The organism is Kineococcus anabasis, assembly GCF_054590795.1.
Genome location: NZ_BAAIHU010000002.1, coordinates 651408 through 669237 on the forward strand (window position 1 = coordinate 651408; position 17830 = coordinate 669237).

19 protein-coding genes are annotated in these 17830 nt (G+C 77.1%); all 19 read left to right on the plus strand.

Features of this window, described 5'->3' with window-relative positions; genetic code table 11:
• Positions 1 to 95 precede the first annotated feature (95 nt).
• Positions 96 to 1454 (plus strand): ammonium transporter, encoded by a 1359-nt coding sequence (locus ACYQBY_RS06400; RefSeq protein ID WP_459642983.1) that lies wholly within the window; start codon positions 96 to 98, stop codon positions 1452 to 1454.
• On the plus strand, positions 1451 to 1789 hold the full coding sequence (locus tag ACYQBY_RS06405) for a P-II family nitrogen regulator (RefSeq protein ID WP_459642984.1): 339 nt from the start codon (positions 1451 to 1453) through the stop codon (positions 1787 to 1789). The genes ACYQBY_RS06400 and ACYQBY_RS06405 overlap by 4 nt, the downstream gene beginning before the upstream one ends.
• A 209-nt stretch (positions 1790 to 1998) precedes the next feature.
• The gene (locus tag ACYQBY_RS06410; protein WP_459642985.1) at positions 1999 to 3339 is read left to right on the plus strand and encodes an ammonium transporter; all 1341 of its coding nucleotides are present in this window, start codon (positions 1999 to 2001) and stop codon (positions 3337 to 3339) included.
• Positions 3336 to 3674 carry a P-II family nitrogen regulator gene (locus tag ACYQBY_RS06415; protein ID WP_459642986.1) on the plus strand — a complete coding sequence of 113 codons (339 nt, stop codon included), beginning with the start codon at positions 3336 to 3338 and terminating at the stop codon, positions 3672 to 3674. Before ACYQBY_RS06410 ends, ACYQBY_RS06415 begins: the two co-directional genes overlap by 4 nt.
• Before the next feature lie 106 nt (positions 3675 to 3780).
• Positions 3781 to 6174 (plus strand): [protein-PII] uridylyltransferase, encoded by a 2394-nt coding sequence (locus ACYQBY_RS06420; protein ID WP_459642987.1) that lies wholly within the window; start codon positions 3781 to 3783, stop codon positions 6172 to 6174.
• Between the two features lie 42 nt (positions 6175 to 6216).
• A complete protein-coding gene (gene ffh, locus ACYQBY_RS06425; protein WP_459642988.1) occupies positions 6217 to 7827 on the plus strand; it encodes a signal recognition particle protein in 1611 nt (536 codons plus the stop codon).
• A 10-nt stretch (positions 7828 to 7837) separates the two neighbouring features.
• Positions 7838 to 8935, plus strand: a complete 1098-nt coding sequence (locus ACYQBY_RS06430) for an amidohydrolase family protein (protein WP_459642989.1) — start codon at positions 7838 to 7840, stop codon at positions 8933 to 8935.
• Between the two features lie 185 nt (positions 8936 to 9120).
• Entirely contained in the window at positions 9121 to 9516 is a 396-nt protein-coding gene (gene rpsP / locus ACYQBY_RS06435) for a 30S ribosomal protein S16 (protein WP_459642990.1), read from the plus strand.
• A gap of 4 nt (positions 9517 to 9520) precedes the next feature.
• Complete coding sequence (locus ACYQBY_RS06440) at positions 9521 to 9763, plus strand: RNA-binding protein (RefSeq protein ID WP_459642991.1); 243 nt, start codon at positions 9521 to 9523, stop codon at positions 9761 to 9763.
• Positions 9764 to 9884: 121 nt separating this feature from the next.
• Positions 9885 to 10430, plus strand: a complete 546-nt coding sequence (rimM, locus tag ACYQBY_RS06445; protein WP_459642992.1) for a ribosome maturation factor RimM — start codon at positions 9885 to 9887, stop codon at positions 10428 to 10430.
• Positions 10431 to 10435: 5 nt separating this feature from the next.
• Positions 10436 to 11254, plus strand: a complete 819-nt coding sequence (gene trmD, locus ACYQBY_RS06450; protein ID WP_459642993.1) for a tRNA (guanosine(37)-N1)-methyltransferase TrmD — start codon at positions 10436 to 10438, stop codon at positions 11252 to 11254.
• A 157-nt stretch (positions 11255 to 11411) separates the two neighbouring features.
• Positions 11412 to 11774: a 50S ribosomal protein L19 gene (gene rplS / locus ACYQBY_RS06455; RefSeq protein WP_459642994.1), complete on the plus strand. Its 363-nt coding sequence runs from the start codon at positions 11412 to 11414 to the stop codon at positions 11772 to 11774.
• A gap of 142 nt (positions 11775 to 11916) precedes the next feature.
• Entirely contained in the window at positions 11917 to 12627 is a 711-nt protein-coding gene (gene lepB / locus ACYQBY_RS06460) for a signal peptidase I (protein ID WP_459642995.1), read from the plus strand.
• Positions 12624 to 13454: a signal peptidase I gene (lepB, locus tag ACYQBY_RS06465; RefSeq protein ID WP_459642996.1), complete on the plus strand. Its 831-nt coding sequence runs from the start codon at positions 12624 to 12626 to the stop codon at positions 13452 to 13454. Before lepB (ACYQBY_RS06460) ends, lepB (ACYQBY_RS06465) begins: the two co-directional genes overlap by 4 nt.
• On the plus strand, positions 13451 to 14185 hold the full coding sequence (locus ACYQBY_RS06470) for a ribonuclease HII (RefSeq protein WP_459642997.1): 735 nt from the start codon (positions 13451 to 13453) through the stop codon (positions 14183 to 14185). The genes lepB (ACYQBY_RS06465) and ACYQBY_RS06470 overlap by 4 nt, the downstream gene beginning before the upstream one ends.
• Positions 14182 to 14505 (plus strand): DUF2469 domain-containing protein, encoded by a 324-nt coding sequence (locus tag ACYQBY_RS06475; RefSeq protein ID WP_459642998.1) that lies wholly within the window; start codon positions 14182 to 14184, stop codon positions 14503 to 14505. Before ACYQBY_RS06470 ends, ACYQBY_RS06475 begins: the two co-directional genes overlap by 4 nt.
• 134 nt (positions 14506 to 14639) lie before the next feature.
• Positions 14640 to 14996 (plus strand): YraN family protein, encoded by a 357-nt coding sequence (locus ACYQBY_RS06480; protein WP_459642999.1) that lies wholly within the window; start codon positions 14640 to 14642, stop codon positions 14994 to 14996.
• 1 nt (position 14997) lies between these two features.
• Complete coding sequence (locus ACYQBY_RS06485) at positions 14998 to 16533, plus strand: YifB family Mg chelatase-like AAA ATPase (protein ID WP_459643000.1); 1536 nt, start codon at positions 14998 to 15000, stop codon at positions 16531 to 16533.
• The gene (dprA, locus tag ACYQBY_RS06490; protein ID WP_459643001.1) at positions 16530 to 17771 is read left to right on the plus strand and encodes a DNA-processing protein DprA; all 1242 of its coding nucleotides are present in this window, start codon (positions 16530 to 16532) and stop codon (positions 17769 to 17771) included. The genes ACYQBY_RS06485 and dprA overlap by 4 nt, the downstream gene beginning before the upstream one ends.
• Positions 17772 to 17830: the final 59 nt, after the last annotated feature.

The following is a 17830-nucleotide window of genomic DNA, read 5'->3' on the forward strand; positions in this document are numbered from 1 at the left end:
CGGTCACCTTTTCCTCGTTCCCGCCGCGCTTCACCACGAGCGCTGCGACCCGTCCCCGCCGGCCGAGCCGGCCTCGTGGAAGGTCGTCCCCGCCCATGAACACCGGTGACACCGCCTGGGTGCTCGCCAGCGCCGCCCTGGTGCTGCTGATGACGCCCGGCCTCGCGCTCTTCTACGGCGGCATGGTGCGCGCCAAGAGCGTCCTGAACATGATGATGATGAGCTTCGGGGCCATGGCGCTCGTCGGCGTCCTGTGGGTCCTGTACGGCTACTCGGTCGCCTTCGGCAACGACGTCGGCGGCGGCCTGCTGGGCAACCCGACGGAGTTCCTCGGCCTCAAGGGCCTGATGGGCACCACCGGCGTCGACGGCGGTTTCGAGGCCGAGCAGCTGGTCTTCACCATCCCCTCGATGGCCTTCGTGTTCTTCCAGGGCACCTTCGCGATCATCACCGTCGCCCTCATCTCCGGCGCGATCGCCGACCGGGCGAAGTTCGGCTCGTGGATGGTCTTCGTCGGCATCTTCGCCACCCTCGTGTACTTCCCCGTCGCGCACTGGGTCTTCGCCTTCGACGGCGCCGAGTCCGAGACCGGCGGCTGGATCGCCATGCAGGTCGCCGCGCTGGACTTCGCCGGCGGCACCGCGGTCCACATCAACGCCGGCGCCGCCGGCCTGGCCCTGGCGCTCGTCCTCGGCCGCCGCCGCGGCTTCGGCCGCGAGCCGATGCGCCCGCACAACCTGCCGCTGGTGATGCTGGGCGCGGGGCTGCTGTGGTTCGGCTGGTTCGGCTTCAACGCCGGCTCCGCGCTCGGCGCCAACGGTCAGGCCGCCGAGGCCGCCGTGAACACCCTCGCCGCCACCGCCGCCGCGATCCTCGGCTGGCTGCTCACCGAGCGCATCCGCGACGGGCACGCGACCTCCCTGGGCGCGGCCTCCGGTGCCGTCGCCGGCCTCGTGGCCATCACCCCGGCGTGCGCCTCGGTCAGCCCGGTCGGCGCCCTCCTCATCGGCGTCGTCGCCGGCGCCCTGTGCGCCCTCGCGGTCAGCCTCAAGCACAAGCTGGGCGTGGACGACTCCCTCGACGTCGTCGGCGTCCACCTCGTCGGTGGCCTCTGGGGCACCCTGGCCGTCGGGTTGTTCGCGACGTCCTCCGCCACCGCGGGCATCGACGGCCTCTTCTACGGCGGCGGTGCCGGGCAGCTCTGGAAGCAGTTCATCGGCGCCGTGGCCGTCCTGGCCTACTCCTTCGTGATCAGCTACCTGATCGGCCTGGCCCTGCAGAAGACGATCGGCTTCCGCATCGACGCCGACGACGAGGTCGCCGGCATCGACCAGACCGAGCACGCCGAGACCGGCTACGACCTCGTCCCGCTCGGCGGCGGGCGCGGCGCCGGCGCGGCCCGGCACGCCTCCGCGGCCCCCGCCGCGGCGACCGGGACGGAGGTGTCGGCATGAGGCTCGTCACCGCCATCGTCAAGCCGCACAAGCTCGACGACGTGAGGAACGCCCTGGAGGCGTACGGCGTGCAGGGCCTGACCGTCTCGGAGGCCAGCGGTTACGGCCGCCAGCGGGGCCACACCGAGGTCTACCGCGGCGCGGAGTACACCGTGGACATGGTCCCCAAGGTGCGGGTGGAGGTCCTCGTGGACGACCTGGACGCCCCGGACGTGGTGGAGGTCGTGGTCAAGAGCGCCCAGACGGGGCGCATCGGCGACGGGAAGGTGTGGACCGTGCCCGTGGAGGACGTGGTGCGGGTGCGCACCGGCGAGCACGGGCCCGACGCCCTCTGAGCAGGCCCGCGACCGGGTGCGGGGGTGCGGGGCGCGAGAGGCGCCCGCACCCCCGGACCCGCCGGCCGTAACACGCCGTTCACACGGGTGCGGGCCACGTCACCACCGCGAAACACCCGGGCAGGACGGGTGTAACACGTCCCCGCCACGGTGAGGACCCCTCACCCCGCCGGCCGCGCCGGCCTCGTGGAAGGTCAGGTCCTCCGCCCATGGACACCGGTGACACCGCCTGGGTGCTCGCCAGCGCCGCCCTGGTGCTGCTCATGACGCCCGGCCTCGCGCTCTTCTACGGCGGCATGGTGCGCGCCAAGAGCGTCCTGAACATGATGATGATGAGCTTCGGGGCGATGGCCCTGGTGAGCATCCTGTGGGTGCTCTACGGCTACTCGATCGCCTTCGGCGACGACCTCGGCGGCGGCCTGGTGGGCGATCCCCTGCAGTTCGCCGGGCTGCGGGGCCTCATCGGCACCGACGGCACGGGGGAGGCCGCGCAGCTCGTCGGCACCGTGCCCGCGCCGGTCTTCGCCGCCTTCCAGGGCACCTTCGCCATCGTGACCGTCGCGCTCATCTCCGGGGCGATCGCCGACCGGGCGAGGTTCGTCACCTGGCTGGTGTTCGCCGCCGCCTGGATGACCCTGGTGTACGCCCCGGTGGCGCACTGGGTGTTCGCCCTGGACGGGCTGGTGTCCGAGGAGGGCGGCTGGCTGGCCGGCCTGGGTGTCGTGGACTTCGCCGGCGGCACCGTCGTGGAGATCAACTCCGGTGCGGCGGGCCTGGCCGTCGCGCTCGTGCTGGGCAGGCGCCTCGGCTTCGGCCGGGACCCGATGCGCCCGCACAACCTGCCGCTGGTGATGCTGGGCGCGGGCCTGCTGTGGTTCGGCTGGTTCGGCTTCAACGCCGGCTCCGCGCTCGGCGCGAACGGCACCGCCGCGGTGGCCTGGGTCAACACCCTCGTCGCGGGCAGCGCGGCGGTCTTCGGGTGGCTGGCCGTCGAGCGCGTCCGCGACGGGCACGCCACGTCCCTGGGCGCGGCCTCCGGTGCCGTCGCCGGCCTGGTGGCCATCACCCCCTCCTGCACCGCGGTCGGCCCGGTCGGCGCGATCGTCCTCGGCGCCGTCGCCGGCGTGCTGTGCGCGCTGGCCGTCGGGCTGAAGTACCGCCTCGGCTACGACGACTCCCTCGACGTCGTCGGCGTCCACCTCGTCGGGGGGCTGTGGGGGACCATCGCGATCGGCCTGCTCGCCACGGCCGAGGCCCCGGCCGGCGTCGACGGGCTGCTCCACGGCGGCGGCGTGGACCAGCTCGGCAGGCAGCTCCTCGCCGCGGGCGTCGTGCTGGTCTACTCCTTCACGGTCACGTACCTCATCGCCACGCTCCTGCAGCGCACCCTCGGCTTCCGCGTCCACGCCGACCACGAGTTCTCCGGCATCGACCAGGTCGAGCACGCCGAGAGCGCCTACGACCTCGCCACCCTCGGCGCCGGCGGCCGCATCCCCGGCGCCCGCCCCACCACAGCCCACCCCCTGACCGGCACGGAGGCCACCCCATGAGGCTCGTCACCGCCATCATCAAGCCGCACAAGCTCGACGACGTGAAGAACGCGCTGGAGGCGTTCGGCGTCCAGGGCCTCACCGTCTCGGAGGCCAGCGGTTACGGCCGCCAGCGCGGGCACACCGAGGTCTACCGCGGGGCCGAGTACGTCGTCGACATGGTCCCCAAGGTCCGCGTGGAGGTCCTCGTCGACGACGTCGACGCCCCGGACGTGGTGGAGGTCGTCGTCAAGAGCGCCCAGACGGGGCGCATCGGCGACGGGAAGGTGTGGACCGTGCCCGTGGAGGACGTCGTGCGGGTGCGCACCGGCGAGCACGGGCCCGACGCCCTCTGAGGAGGAGCGCGGGCCAGGCACACGAGCGAGGCACACCCCGCCGCCCCCCCCGGCGCCCCCCCCCGGGGGGGGGNGGCGGCGACCCGACGAGCGGAAGGGGACGGCCGTGACCACCGACCTGCGCACCGAGCGCCTGAGCCTGGCGGTGCGCGCCGGGCGGCCGGGCCCGCAGCGGCGCGCCGAGATCGTCGCCCTGGTCGAGCGCCGGCTCACCGAGGTGTGGGGCGAGGCCACCGGCACCCTGCCCGCCCTGGCCGGCGACCCCAGCGGCGTGGCCCTGGCCGCCGTCGGGTCCCTGGCCCGCCGGGACAGCGGCCCCGCCAGCGACGTCGACCTCGTCCTGCTGCACGACGGGCGCACCCTGTCCGACGCCGACGTCGGTGCCCTCGCCGAGAGCCTCTGGTACCCCCTGTGGGACTCCGGCCTGCGCCTGGACCACTCGGTGCGCACCTCCACCGGGTGCCGGGAGGTGGCCCGCGAGGACCTCGCCGCCGCCGTCGGCCTGCTCGACCTGCGCGTCGTCGCCGGCGACGGGGCCCTCGTGGCGCGCACCCGCGCGGCGCTGCTGGACGACTGGCGCACCGGGATCCGCCGCCGCCTGCCCGTCCTGCTGGACTCCCTCGCCGAGCGCGCCGCCCGCCACGGGGAGCTGGCGTACCTGCTGGAGCCGGACCTGAAGGAGGCCCGCGGCGGACTGCGCGACGCCGTCGCGCTGCGCGCCCTCGTCGCCAGCTGGCTCACCGACCGCCCCCACGGCGACGTCGACGCCGCGCACGAGCTGCTCCTCGACGTGCGCGACGGCCTGCAGGCCACCTCCGGGCGGCCCACCGACCGCCTCGTCCTCGCCGAGCAGGACGCCACCGCCGTCGTGTGCGGCTACCCCGACGCCGACGCGCTGCTGGCCGCCGTGGCGCAGTCCGCGCGGGTCCTCACCCAGGCGCTGACCACCACCACCCGCCGCGCCCGCCAGGCGCTGCCCCCGCGCCGCTTCCGCCCCGGCCCGCGCCGGCCCCGGCTGCGCTCCCTGGAGCACGGCCTCGTCGAGCACGACGGGGAGGTCGTCCTCGGCGGGCGCGTCTCCCCGGCGGAGGACCCGGTGCTGCCCCTGCGCGCCGCGGCGGTCGCCGTGCGGGCCGGGCTGCCGCTGTCCCCGGTGACGCTGCAGCACCTCGTCGACGCCGCCCCCGCCCTGCCCGAGCCGTGGCCCGCGGCCGCCCGGGAGTCGCTGCTGGAGCTGCTGGCCGCCGGGCAGGCGCAGGTGCCCGTCTGGGAGGCCCTGGACCTCGTCGGCCTCGTCGCCCGGTGGGTCCCGGAGTGGGCGGCGGTGCGCAACCGCCCGCAGCGCAACGCGGTGCACCGCTTCACCGTGGACCGGCACCTGGTGGAGACCGCGGTGCGCGCCCAGCCCTTCCTGCGCGACGTGGAGCGCCCGGACCTGCTGCTCATGGCGGCGCTGCTGCACGACATCGGCAAGCGCCCCGGGGCGCACGACCACTCCCGCGAGGGGGCGCCGCTGGCCCGCCGCATCTGCGAGCGCGCCGGGTTCCCCGAGGCGGACGTGGCCGTCGTGGAGCGGCTCGTGCGCGAGCACCTCACCCTCATCGAGCTGTCCACCCGCCGCGACCCCGACGACCCGCGCACCGTGGAGGAGCTCGTCGCCGCCGTCGGCGGGCGCGCCGACGTCCTGGCGATGCTGCGCGCGCTCACCGAGGCCGACGCGCTGGCGGCCGGTCCGGCGGCCTGGTCGCCGTGGCGGGCGCGCCTGGTGGACGACCTCGTCGCCCGCGCCCGCGCCCGGCTCGGGGGGCGGCCCGCGCCCCCGCCCGCGCCGTCCTCGCCGGAGGAGGAGGCGCTCGCCGCGCGCGTGGCGGCCGGCGCGCCCACCGAGGTGCGGGTGCAGCAGGTCGACGGCTTCTCCGTCGTCACCGTCGTCACCGCCGACCGCACGGGGCTGTTCGCGGACCTCGCCGGGCTGCTGGCCGGTCACCGGCTGCTGGTGCGCTCGGCGCTGGTGCGGACCGTGCGCCCGCCGGGCGGGGGGGCCGTGGCCGTGGACACCTGGTGGGTGGAGTCCCCGACCGGGGAGCCGCCCTCGGGCGAGACGCTGCGGCAGGCGCTGGACCGCATCGTCGCCGGGGACGTGGCCCTGCTGGAGCGGCTGGTGCGCCGCGACGCGCAGAGCAGGCCCCCGCGCGGCGGGGTGCGCGCGCTGGTCTCCCACCCGCGGGTGGTGATCCTGCCGGGCGCCTCGGAGCGGGCCACGGTGATCGAGGTGCGCGCCGCGGACCGGCCCGGGCTGCTGCACGCCCTCGGGCGCGCCCTGGCCGAGGAGGGCGTCGACATCCGCTCCGCGCACGTGGCGACGTACGCCGCGCAGGCCGTGGACGTGCTGTACCTCGCCGAGCCCGACGGCTCCCGGCTGTCCCCGCCGCGCGTGGCCCGCGTCGTGGGCGCGCTGTCCGACGCGGCGGAGTCGCCGGGGGAGAGCACGCACGGCTGAGGGGACGGCGCCCGCGCGCGGGGGGCGGCTAGGCTTCCCGACGTGTTCTCCTCCCTCTCCGACCGCCTCACCGCGACGTTCCGCTCCCTGCGCGGCAAGGGACGGCTCTCCGAGGAGGACGTCGACACCACCGTCCGCGAGATCCGCCGCGCGCTGCTCGAGGCCGACGTGGCCCTGCCCGTCGTGCGGCAGTTCACCGCCGCCGTGCGCGAGCGCGCGCTGGGCGCGGAGGTGTCGCAGGCCCTCAACCCCGCCCAGCAGATCGTCAAGATCGTCAACGAGGAGCTCGTCGCGATCCTCGGCGGGGAGACGCGGCGGCTGCGGTTCGCGAAGAACCCGCCCACGGTCCTGATGCTCGCCGGCCTGCAGGGCGCGGGGAAGACGACCCTCGCCGGCAAGCTCGGCCGGCACCTGCGCAACCTGAACCACCGGCCGCTGCTGGTGGCGTGCGACCTGCAGCGCCCCAACGCCGTCAACCAGCTCCAGATCACCGGTGAGCGCGCGGGGGTCGACGTCTTCGCACCCGAGCCGGGCAACGGGGTGGGCGACCCCGTGGCGGTGGCCCGCGCCGGCCTGGAGCACGCCCGCGCCCACGCCTACGACGTCGTCGTCGTCGACACCGCCGGCCGCCTCGGCGTGGACGCCGAGATGATGCAGCAGGCCGCGGACATTCGGGACGCGACGAACCCCGACGAGGTCCTCTTCGTCCTCGACGCCATGATCGGCCAGGACGCGGTGCAGACCGCGGAGGCCTTCCGCGACGGCGTGGGCTTCACCGGCGTGGTGCTCACCAAGCTCGACGGCGACGCCCGCGGCGGCGCCGCCCTGTCGGTGCGCTCGGTCACCGGCCAGCCCGTGATGTTCGCCTCCACGGGGGAGAAGCTCGACGACTTCGAGCTGTTCCACCCCGACCGGATGGCCTCCCGCATCCTCGACATGGGCGACATCCTCACCCTCATCGAGCAGGCCGAGCGGGCCTTCGACGCCGACCAGGCGCAGGCGATGGCGGCGAAGTTCGCCAACGACGAGGACTTCACCCTCGACGACTTCATGCAGCAGCTCGCCGCCGTGCGGAACATGGGCTCCATCAAGAAGATGCTCGGGATGCTGCCCGGGATGCAGCAGGTCCGCGAGCAGCTCGACGCCTTCGACGAGCGGGAGTTCGACCGCATCGAGGCGATGGTGCGCTCCATGACGCCGCTGGAGCGCCGCCAGCCCCGCATCATCAACGGCTCCCGCCGCGCGCGCATCGCCGCCGGCTGCGGCCAGAGCGTCTCCGCCGTCAACGACATGCTCGAGCGGTTCGGGCAGGCGCAGAAGATGATGCGCCAGATGCGCAAGGGCCTCGGCGGGGGACTGCCCGGCATCCCCGGCATGCCGGGCGTGCCCGGCGGCGCGGGCAAGAAGCAGAAGGGCCGCGCCGCGGCGATCAAGGCGAAGAAGGGCAAGTCCGGCAACCCCGCCAAGCGCGCCGAGCAGCAGCGTTCCGCGCTGGCCCGCGACGACGCTGCCCGCACCGCCGCGACGCAGGCCGCCGCGGCCTCCGCGTTCGGCCTCCCGCAGGGCCAGGGCGGGGAGCAGGACCAGCAGGCCCCCGACCTGGCGGGCATGCAGCTGCCGCCCGGGTTCGACAAGTTCCTCGGCGGCCGCTGAGCCGGCGGCCGTGGACGTCCTGCACCTGCGCGGCCCGGTCCTCACCGGGCCGGACCGCGAGCGCGGGCAGGCGTGGGTCCTCGGCGGGCGGCTGACGTTCGAGCGGCCCACCGCCCCCGGCCTGGACGTCACCGAGCTCCGCGGCTGGGTGCTGCCCGGCCTGGTGGACGCCCACTGCCACGTCGGCCTCGGCCCCGGCGGCGCGGTGGACGAGGCGAGCACCGAGGAGCAGGCCCGCACCGAGCGCGACGCCGGGGCGCTGCTGCTGCGCGACGCCGGCTCCGCGGCCGACACCCGGTGGATCGACGCCCGCGAGGACCTGCCGCGCATCGTGCGCGCCGGGCGGCACCTGGCCCGCACCCGCCGCTACCTGCGCGGCCTGGCCCACGAGCTGGAGCCGGAGGACCTGCCCGCCGCGGTGCGCGAGCAGGCCCGCCTCGGCGACGGCTGGGTGAAGGTCGTCGGCGACTGGATCGACCGCGACACCGGCGACCTCGCCCCCTGCTGGCCCGCGGGGACGCTGCGGGCCGCGGCGGAGGCCGCGCACGCCGAGGGCGCCCGCATCACCGCCCACCAGTTCGGCGAGGAGGGCGTCACCGAGCTGCTCGACGCCGGTTTCGACGGCATCGAGCACGGCACCGGCCTGGACGCCGGCACGATCGCGCGGGCGGCGGCGCAGGGCGTGGCGGTCGTGCCGACCCTGGTGAACACCGCCGGCTTCCCCGGCATCGCCGAGCGCGGGGAGGTGAAGTTCCCCCGCTACGCCGCGCACATGAGGGCGCTGCACGCCCGCCGGTACGAGACGGTGCGCGCGGCGTGGGAGGCGGGGGTCCCGGTCCGGGCGGGCACCGACGCCGGCAGCGTCCTGCCGCACGGCCTCATCACGCGGGAGGTCGCCGAGCTGGTGGCCGCCGGACTGCCGCCGGTGGCCGCCCTGGACGCCGCCACCTGGTCGGCGCGGCGGTGGCTGGGCGCCGCCGGGCTGGAGGAGGGCGCCGCCGCCGACCTCGTCGTGTGCGCCGCCGACCCCCGCGCCGACGTGACGGCCCTGCGCGCCCCCGAGGCGGTCGTGCTGCGCGGCGTCGTGCGCGCCGGCCGCGCCGCGTAGCGCCCGCCCGTCACGCCCCGTGCGCTCCGCGGGGCGGCGGGTTCGCCGGGTCTGGCACAATGCTGGAGCACTCGAGCGCCGGGGACCCTCTCACCCCTGCGGTCGTGTCCGAGAGCCACCCGCCCGGAGTCCCCACCCCGGGCGGTGACGCTCACACCAGACCAGAACCGGAGTGTTCACCCACCGTGGCTGTCAAGATCCGCCTCAAGCGCATGGGCAAGATCCGCGCGCCGTACTACCGCATCGTCGTCGCCGACTCCCGCACCAAGCGCGACGGCCGCGCCATCGAGGAGATCGGCAAGTACCACCCCACGACCGAGCCCTCCCTCATGGAGGTCGACTCCGAGCGGGTGCAGTACTGGCTCGGCGTGGGCGCCCAGCCCACCGAGCAGGTCGTGGCCGTCCTCAAGGTCCTCGGCGAGTGGCAGAAGTTCAAGGGCCTGCCGGGCGCCGAGGGCACCTACCGCGCGCCGCAGCCCCGCACGAAGCCCGCCGCGGCGGCCCCGGCCGCCGAGGCGCCCGCCGCCCCGGCACCCGCCGCCGAGGCGCCCGCGGCCGACGCGCCCGCCGCCGAGAGCTGAGCCGGTGCTCGCCGACGCCCTCGAGCACCTCGTGCGGGGCATCGTCGGGCACCCCGACGACGTCCGCGTGACGTCCAAGGCGTTGCGCCGCGGTGCCCTGCTGGAGGTCCGGGTCAACCCCGAGGACCTCGGGCGGGTCATCGGGCGCTCCGGCCGCACGGCCAAGGCGCTGCGCACCGTCGTCACCGCGCTGGCCGGTGGCCAGCCCGTCCGGATCGACCTCGTGGACGTCGACCGCCGCCGCTGAGCGGACCGGAAGACCCCCGGGCCACGCGCCAGGACCCCGCCGGCGACGGCAGGGCCCTGGCGCGTTCGCGTGCGGGCACCGCGCCGCCGCACCCACCGACCCCCGAAGCGCAGGAGCAGCCGTGGACTACGTCGTCGCCCGCATCGGCCGTCCCCACGGCATCCGCGGGGAGGTCACCGTCGAGCTGCGCACCGACGACCCGGCCCGCCGCCTGGCGCCCGGCAGCGTCCTGCGCACCGACCCCGCCTCCGCCGGGCCCCTCGTCGTGCGCTCCGTGCGCGACCACCAGGGCGTCCTGCTCGTGGGCTTCGCCGAGCGGCACGACCGCACCGGGGCCGAGAGCCTGCGCGACGTGCTGCTCCTCGTCGACGCCGACGACGTCGACGACGAGGTGGAGGAGGACGCCTGGTACCCGCACCAGCTCACCGGCCTCGCCGCCGTCGACACCACCGGCGCCCCGCTGGGCACGGTGCGCGACCTGCTCACCGGTACCGCCCAGGACCTGCTCGTCGTGCGGCCGGCCGCCGGCGGCGAGGACGTGCTCGTGCCGTTCGTGCGCGCCCTGGTGCCCGAGGTGGACGTCGCCGGCGGCCGCGTCGTCCTCGACCCGCCGGGCGGGCTGTTCCCCGGCACGGGCGGCGACGACGGCGCCGGCGGGGACGGCTGAGCGGCGTGCGCGTCGACGTCGTCACGATCTTCCCCGAGTACCTGCAGCCGCTGTCGCTGTCCCTGATCGGCCGGGCGCGGCGGCAGGGCCTGCTGGACCTGCGGGTGCGGGACCTGCGCGAGCACACCCACGACCGGCACCGCACCGTCGACGACACCCCCTACGGTGGCGGCGCCGGCATGCTCATGCGCCCCGAGCCGTGGGGCGAGGCGCTGGACGCCGTGCTCGGCGACCCCCCGCCGGACGCGGGCGGGCAGGGCCCCGTGCTGCTCGTGCCCAGCCCCGCCGGGGAGGTGTTCCGGCAGTCCACCGCCGCGGAGCTGGCCGCCGAGCCGTGGCTGGTCTTCGCGTGCGGGCGCTACGAGGGCATCGACGCCCGCGTCGTGCAGCACTACGCCGAGCGGGTGCGGGTGCGGGAGGTCTCCCTCGGCGACTACGTCCTCAACGGCGGGGAGGTGGCCGTGCTCGTCGTCGTGGAGGCCGTCGCCCGGCTGCTGCCCGGCGTGGTGGGCAACGCGGTGAGCGTGCAGGAGGAGAGCCACGCCGCCGAGCACGGCGGCCTGCTGGAGCACCCCGCCTACACCAAGCCGCCCACCTGGCGCGGGCTCGACGTGCCGGAGGTCCTCGGCTCCGGCCACCACGGCCTCGTCGCGCGCTGGCGCCGGGACGAGGCGCTGCGCCGCACCGCGCGCCGCCGGCCCGACATCGTCGCCGCCCTGGAGCCCGCCTCCTGCGACGCGGCCGACCTGCGCGTCCTGGCCGAGGAGGGCTGGGTTCCCGGCGGTGGACGGTTCCGGCCCGCGCCGCCCGCTGTGGCAGACTGATCCGTCGAACGCCGACCGTTCGCACGAGACACCGCGTCGACCCGGTCCCCGCCCCGCGGGGGTGCGCCCCTGCCACAGGGGGTGTGCGCTGCACCGGAGCGAGACGCGACCAGACGACACGCGGGGGACCTGTGGCGCCCGCGGGGAAGAAGCGAGCATGCACACCCTGGACAGCATCGAGGCCGCGAGCCTGCGCAGCGACGTTCCGGAGTTCCGCCCCGGCGACACCCTGAAGGTGCACGTCAAGGTCGTCGAGGGCAACCGCTCCCGCGTGCAGGTCTTCCAGGGCGTCGTCATCCGCCGCACCGGTGGTGGCGCGCGCGAGACCTTCACCGTCCGCAAGGTCAGCTTCGGCGTGGGCGTGGAGCGCACCTTCCCGGTGCACACCCCGATCATCGAGAAGATCGAGGTCGTGACCCGCGGTGACGTCCGCCGGGCGAAGCTCTACTACCTGCGCGACCTGCGCGGCAAGGCCGCCAAGATCAAGGAGAAGCGGACCCCGGTCACGGCCGGCCGCTGAACCCTCCCGGCACCGCCGGGAGCCGGGCCGCAGACCGTGCGCGAGCGCGGGCTGCGGCCCGTCGGCATCCCGGCGCCCCGTCCGGGCACGATCGATCCGCGCGGTGCCAGTGCGCCGTCCCACCGAGCACCAGGGAGTTGGCGTGACCCCAGCGGCAGCAGACACCGGTGACGCGACCGCCACCGGTTCCGCGCCCGCCGCGACGCCCGCCCGCCGGCCCGCCGGGTTCTCCGGCGCCGGGCGGCTCCTGGGCGTCCTCGGGGCGGGTCTGGTGCTCTCGCTGCTCGTGCGCTCCCTCGCCTTCCAGGCCTTCTCCATCCCCTCCGGGTCCATGGCACCCACCCTCAACCCCGGTGAGCGGGTCCTCGTCTCGCGCCTGGACACCCGGGGCGGGGACGTGCGCCGCGGCGACGTGGTCGTCTTCGACGGCGCGGGCACCTTCGCCCCCGCCCCGCGCGAGCCGGAGGGCCTGGCCCGGCTCGGCGCGGCGGGCGGGGCGCTGCTCGGCTTCCGCCCCGGGGAGGTGGACTACGTCAAGCGCGTCGTCGGCCTGCCGGGGGAGCGGGTCGCCTGCTGCGACGCCTCCGGGCGCCTCACCGTCGACGGGCAGCCCCTCGACGAGCCGTACCTGCCGCCGGGGGAGGCGCCCAGCGCGTCGCCGTTCGACGTGGAGGTGCCGCAGGGCAGGCTGTGGCTCATGGGTGACCACCGCTCCGCCTCCGCCGACTCCAGGGCCCACCTCGGCCGGCCCGGCGGCGGCACCGTCGCCGTGGGGGACGTCGTGGGCCGCGTGAGCGTGGTCACCTGGCCGCCGTCGGACCTGCGCACCGTCGCGGGCGGGGCCGGCCGGTGAGGGGCGAGGACGGCCGCGAGCACCCCTACGACGCCGGGAGCGGCCCCGACGTGCCCGCGCCGCAGGGCCCCGGCACCCCCGGGGCGGGCGCGGGCGCGGGCACCGGTGAGGACGCCGAGGACGCCGGCCCGCAGCCGCAGCGCTCCCGCTCCCGCTCCGGCGGCTTCCTCGCCGCCGTGCGCGAGACGGTCTTCGTCGTGGTCGTGGCGCTCGTGGTCTCCCTCGTCGTCAAGACGTTCCTGCTGCAGGCCTTCTTCATCCCCTCGCAGTCGATGGAGCGCACCCTCCTGATCGGCGACCGCGTCATCGTCAGCAAGCTCACGCCGGGACCGTTCGAGCTGCACCGCGGGGACGTCGTCGTCTTCCAGGACCCCGGCGGCTGGCTCGACCCCGCCCCGCCCAGCACCCGCGGGCCCCTGGCCCGCCTGCTGACGTTCGTCGGCCTGCTGCCGGAGGACTCCAACGACCACCTCATCAAGCGGGTCGTCGGCCTGCCCGGGGACCGCGTGGTCTGCTGCGACGCCCGGGGTCTGGTCACCGTCAACGGCGAGCCCGTCGAGGAGTCCTACGTGCACCCCGGCAACGAGCCGAGCACCAAGACCTTCGACGTGCGGGTCCCGGCGGGGCGCCTGTGGGTCATGGGCGACCACCGCGAGCAGTCCGAGGACTCCCGCTTCCACGAGGACCTCCCCGGCCAGGGCACGATCCCGCTGGAGCGCGTCACCGGCCGCGCGTTCACGATCATCTGGCCGTTCGACCGCTGGACCTGGCTGGGCAGCCAGGAGGAGACCTTCACCGGCGTCGGCGGGGTCCAGGGCGTCCGGTGAGCACCGCAGGCCGCCGCGGCGCGCCCACCCTGCGCGAGGAGCGCCGGCTGCTGCGCGAGGGGTACCCGCTCGTGGCGGGCGTGGACGAGGTGGGGCGCGGGGCGCTCGCCGGGCCGGTCACCGTGGGCGTGGTCCTCGTGCACGCCCGCACCCGCAGCGCCCCCGTCGGCCTGCGCGACTCCAAGCTCCTGACACCCGCCGCCCGCGAGGAGCTCGCCCCCCGGCTGCGGCGCTGGGCCCCGGCGTGGGCCGTCGGGCACGCCGAGGCCGCCGAGATCGACGCCCTCGGCATCACCGCCGCCCTGCGCCTGGCCGGGTGCCGCGCCCTGGCCCGGCTCGGGCAGCAGCCCTCCGTGGTGCTCCTGGACGGCTCCCACGACTGGCTCACCGCCCGCGCGCAGGCGTCCCTGCTGGACGAGCCCGACGCGGCGCCGACGCCGCCCGTCGTCACCCGCGTCAAGGCGGACCTGACCTGCGCGGCCGTCGCCGCCGCCAGCGTCCTCGCCAAGACCACCCGCGACCGGATCATGGCGGGGCACCACCTCGCGGACCCCCGCTACGGCTGGCACGAGAACAAGGGCTACAGCGCGCCCGGCCACCTGCGGGCCCTGGCCGAGCACGGCCCGTGCGAGCTGCACCGGCGCAGCTGGCGCCTGCCGCTGCCCCGCGGGCTGGGCGCGGAGGACGGCGTTGCGCGGGGCGGGGCCGCGGCGGGCATGATGGCCCGGTGAGCGCAGAGGACCTCGAGAACTACGAGACCGAGATGGAGCTGCAGCTCTACCGCGAGTACCGCGACGTCGTCGGTCTCTTCGCGTACGTCGTGGAGACGGAGCGGCGTTTCTACCTGGCCAACCAGGTGGACCTGCAGGTCCGCACGGCCGACGGGGAGACCTACTTCGAGCTGCGCCTGACCGACGCCTGGGTGTGGGACGTGTACCGCCCCGCCCGCTTCGTGAAGAACGTGCGCGTCGTGACGTTCAAGGACGTCAACGTCGAGGAGCTGGCCAAGAGCGACATCGAGCTGCCCGAGCCGCCACCGCGCGCCCGCTGACCCGCGGGCCCCCTCGGCGCCCGCGTCCCGCACCGGGTCCACAGCCCGCCCGCGCCCGCCCGCCTCCACAGCCGGGCGGCACCCCGCGCCCGTCCCGCCGCCGCGACCGCACCCTCGTCGCGGAGGTGGTGCGCGTGCGCGCGGAGGACGCCGTCGGCGGGTACGGGGAGCGGGTCGCCGTCCGGTACCTGCAGCAGGCCGGGATGGTGGTGCTGGCCCGCAACTGGCGGTGCGAGCTGGGCGAGGTGGACGTCGTCGCCCGCGACGGGGACTGCCTGGTCGTCTGCGAGGTGAAGACGCGCCGCACCACCGCGGCCGGGCACCCGCTGGAGGCGGTCACCCCCGCGAAGGTGGCGCGGCTGCGGCGGCTGGCGGCCGCGTGGATGGCCGCCGCCGGGGTCCACCCGCCCGAGGTGCGCCTCGACGTCGTCGCGGTGCTGCGCCCCCGGCGCGGCCCGGCCCTCGTGGAGCACCTGCGGGCGGTGGGCTGACGTGGCGCTCGCGTCCGTGCCTGCCGTCGCCCTGGTGGGGGTGCAGGGTCACGTCGTCGGCGTGGAGGCCGACATCGCCCAGGGCCTGCCGGCGTTCGTGCTCGTCGGCCTGCCCGACGCCTCGCTCGTGGAGGCCCGAGACCGCGTCCGCGCGGCGACCGCGAACTCCGGCTGCGCCCTGCCGCCGCGGCGCATCACCGTCAACCTGTCGCCGGCGACGCTGCCCAAGCGGGGCTCCGGCTTCGACCTGGCCGTGGCCGTGGCGGTGCTCGCGGCGGCGGGGACGGTGCCGCGGGACGTCGCCGCGCAGGCGGTGCACCTGGGGGAGCTGGGGCTGGACGGCACGGTGCGTCCCGTGCGGGGGGTGCTGCCGGCCGTGCTGGCCGCCGCCCGCGCCGGGTTCGGGCGCGTCGTCGTGCCCCGCGCCAACGCCGACGAGGCCGCCCTCGTGCCGGGGGTGCGGGTGCTGGGCGTGCGGCGGCTGGTGGACCTCATCGCGGAGTACCGCGGGGAGCCGGTGCCCGCGCCGGACGACGAGGACGCTCCCGCGGCGGTGTCACCGCCCGCGCCGCCCGGCCCCGGGCCGGACCTCGGTGACGTCGTCGGGCAGGCCGAGGCGCGCCTGGCGCTGGAGGTCGCGGCCGCCGGCGGGCACCACCTCCTGCTGAGCGGACCGCCCGGCGTGGGCAAGACGATGCTGGCCGCGCGGCTGCCCGGCCTGCTGCCCGACCTCGGCGAGCAGGAGGCGCTGGAGGTCACCGCCGTGCACTCCGTCGCCGGCACCCTGCCCTCCGCCGGTGCGCTCCTGCACCGGCCCCCCTTCGAGGACCCGCACCACACCGCCACGGTCGCCGCGGTCGTGGGCGGCGGCAGCGGCCTGCCGCAGCCGGGGGCGGCCTCCCGCGCGCACCACGGGGTCCTCTTCCTCGACGAGGCGCCCGAGTTCGACCGCCGGGTGCTGGAGTCGCTGCGGCAGCCCCTGGAGCACGGGGAGCTGGTGCTGCACCGCGCGCGCGGCAGCGCCCGCTTCCCGGCGCGCTTCCAGCTCGTCCTGGCGGCCAACCCCTGCCCCTGCGGGCGCGCCACCGGCAAGGGCCTGGACTGCACCTGCACACCGGACGCGCGGCGGCGCTACGCCACCCGGCTCTCCGGACCGCTGCTGGACCGCGTCGACCTGCGCGTGGCGGTGCGGCCCGTCACCCGCGCCGAGGTCCGCGGCGCCGGGGCGGTGGAGCCGACCGCGGTGGTGGCGCGCCGGGTCGTGGCGGCCCGGGCCGCGGCGGCGGGGCGGCTGGCGGGCACCGGTGCCGCGGTCAACGGTCAGCTGCGCGGGGTGGACCTGCGCGGGCGGTTGCGCCTGCCGGGTGCGGTGAGCGCCGACCTGGACCGGGCGCTGGACCGCGGCGCGCTCACGGTGCGCGGGTACGACCGGGTCCTGCGGGTCGCGTGGACGCTAGCCGACCTCGCCGGGCGCGAGGGGCCCACCCGGGACGACGTCGGCCGGGCGCTGGCGCTGCGGGACGGGGGCGGGGCGTGAGCGCGCACGCGGCGGGCGCCGGTGGGGTCGGGTCGCGCGAGCGCGCCCCCGGGGCGGGGGTGCCGCCGGTGCGCGGGCTGCGCGGGGTGCGGCCCATGGCCGACGTCCCGTCCGCGCTGCACCCGGCGCTGGCGGACGAGCGGCTCGCCCGGGCCGCCTGGAGCCGCCTGGCCGAGCCGGGCGACGCGGAGGCCTCCGGGCTGCTCGCCTCCTGCGGTGCGGTGGCCGCCCTGGAGGCCGTCCTCGCGGGAGCCGGGCCGCAGCGCTGGCGCCTGCGGCTGGAGGGCGTGGACCCGGCGGCGGACCTCGCCGTGCTGGAGGGCGTCGGCGGGCGGCTGCTGGTGCCCGGCGACGCCGAGTGGCCGGCAGGTCTTGCGGACCTGGACCGCGCGCTCGGCCCGGACGGGCGCGTCCTGGCCCAGCCGCTGTGCCTGTGGGTGCGCGGGCCGCTCGCCCTCACCTCGGCGCGCTCGGCGGCCGTGGTGGGCAGCCGCGCCGCGACCGGGTACGGCGAGCACGTGGCCGCCGAGCTGGCCGCCGGCCTGGCCGGGCGGGGCGTGGCGGTGTGGAGCGGGGGCGCCTACGGCATCGACGCGGCCGCGCACCGTGCCGCGCTGGCCGTGGACGGCCCCGCCGTGGCCGTGCTGGCGTGCGGGGTGGACCGGGTGTACCCCCGGGGCAACACGGCGCTGCTGCGGGCGCTGGCCCGGCACGGCGCGGTCGTGAGCGAGGTGCCCCCGGGCAGCGCACCGACGCGCTGGCGCTTCCTGGAGCGCAACCGGGTCCTGGCCGCCGCCACCTGCGGGACCGTGGTCGTCGAGGCGGCCTGGCGCTCCGGGGCGCTGGCGACCGCGGACCGCGCCGAGCGCCTGTCCCGCCCGGTGGGTGCGGTGCCCGGGCCGGTGACGTCCCCGGCGTCGGCGGGGTGCCACCGGCTGCTGCGGGAGCGCGGTGCGGTGTGCGTCACCGACGCCGCCGAGGCCGCGGAGCTGCTCGGGGCGGCCGGGCAGGAGCTCCTGCCGGAGCGGGCGGGGCCGGTGCGCCCCCTGGACGGGCTGCCTCCGGGCGACCGCCGCGTCGCGGAGGTCCTGCCGCGGCGGGGGTGGCTGGCCACGGAGGCGGTGGCCCGTGCGGCGGGTGTGGACGTGGCGGCGGCGCAGGCGGCGCTGGGCCGGCTGCACCTGGCCGGCCGCGCCGAGCGCGGGGACGGCGGCTGGCGCGCCGCCGCCCCGGGGTAGCGGGGCGGCGGGACCCGGGGCGGCGGGACCCGGGGCGTGCGAGGTGGGGCGCGGGAGGT

Excerpts from the sequence above, each read along its gene's own strand:
- ACYQBY_RS06400 (WP_459642983.1), top strand. The coding sequence starts at position 96 with ATGAACACCGGTGACACCGCCTGGGTGCTCGCCAGCGCCGCCCTGGTG.
- ACYQBY_RS06405 (WP_459642984.1), top strand. The coding sequence starts at position 1,451 with ATGAGGCTCGTCACCGCCATCGTCAAGCCGCACAAGCTCGACGACGTG.
- ACYQBY_RS06410 (WP_459642985.1), top strand. The coding sequence starts at position 1,999 with ATGGACACCGGTGACACCGCCTGGGTGCTCGCCAGCGCCGCCCTGGTG.
- ACYQBY_RS06415 (WP_459642986.1), top strand. The coding sequence starts at position 3,336 with ATGAGGCTCGTCACCGCCATCATCAAGCCGCACAAGCTCGACGACGTG.
- rplS (WP_459642994.1), top strand. The coding sequence starts at position 11,412 with ATGCACACCCTGGACAGCATCGAGGCCGCGAGCCTGCGCAGCGACGTT.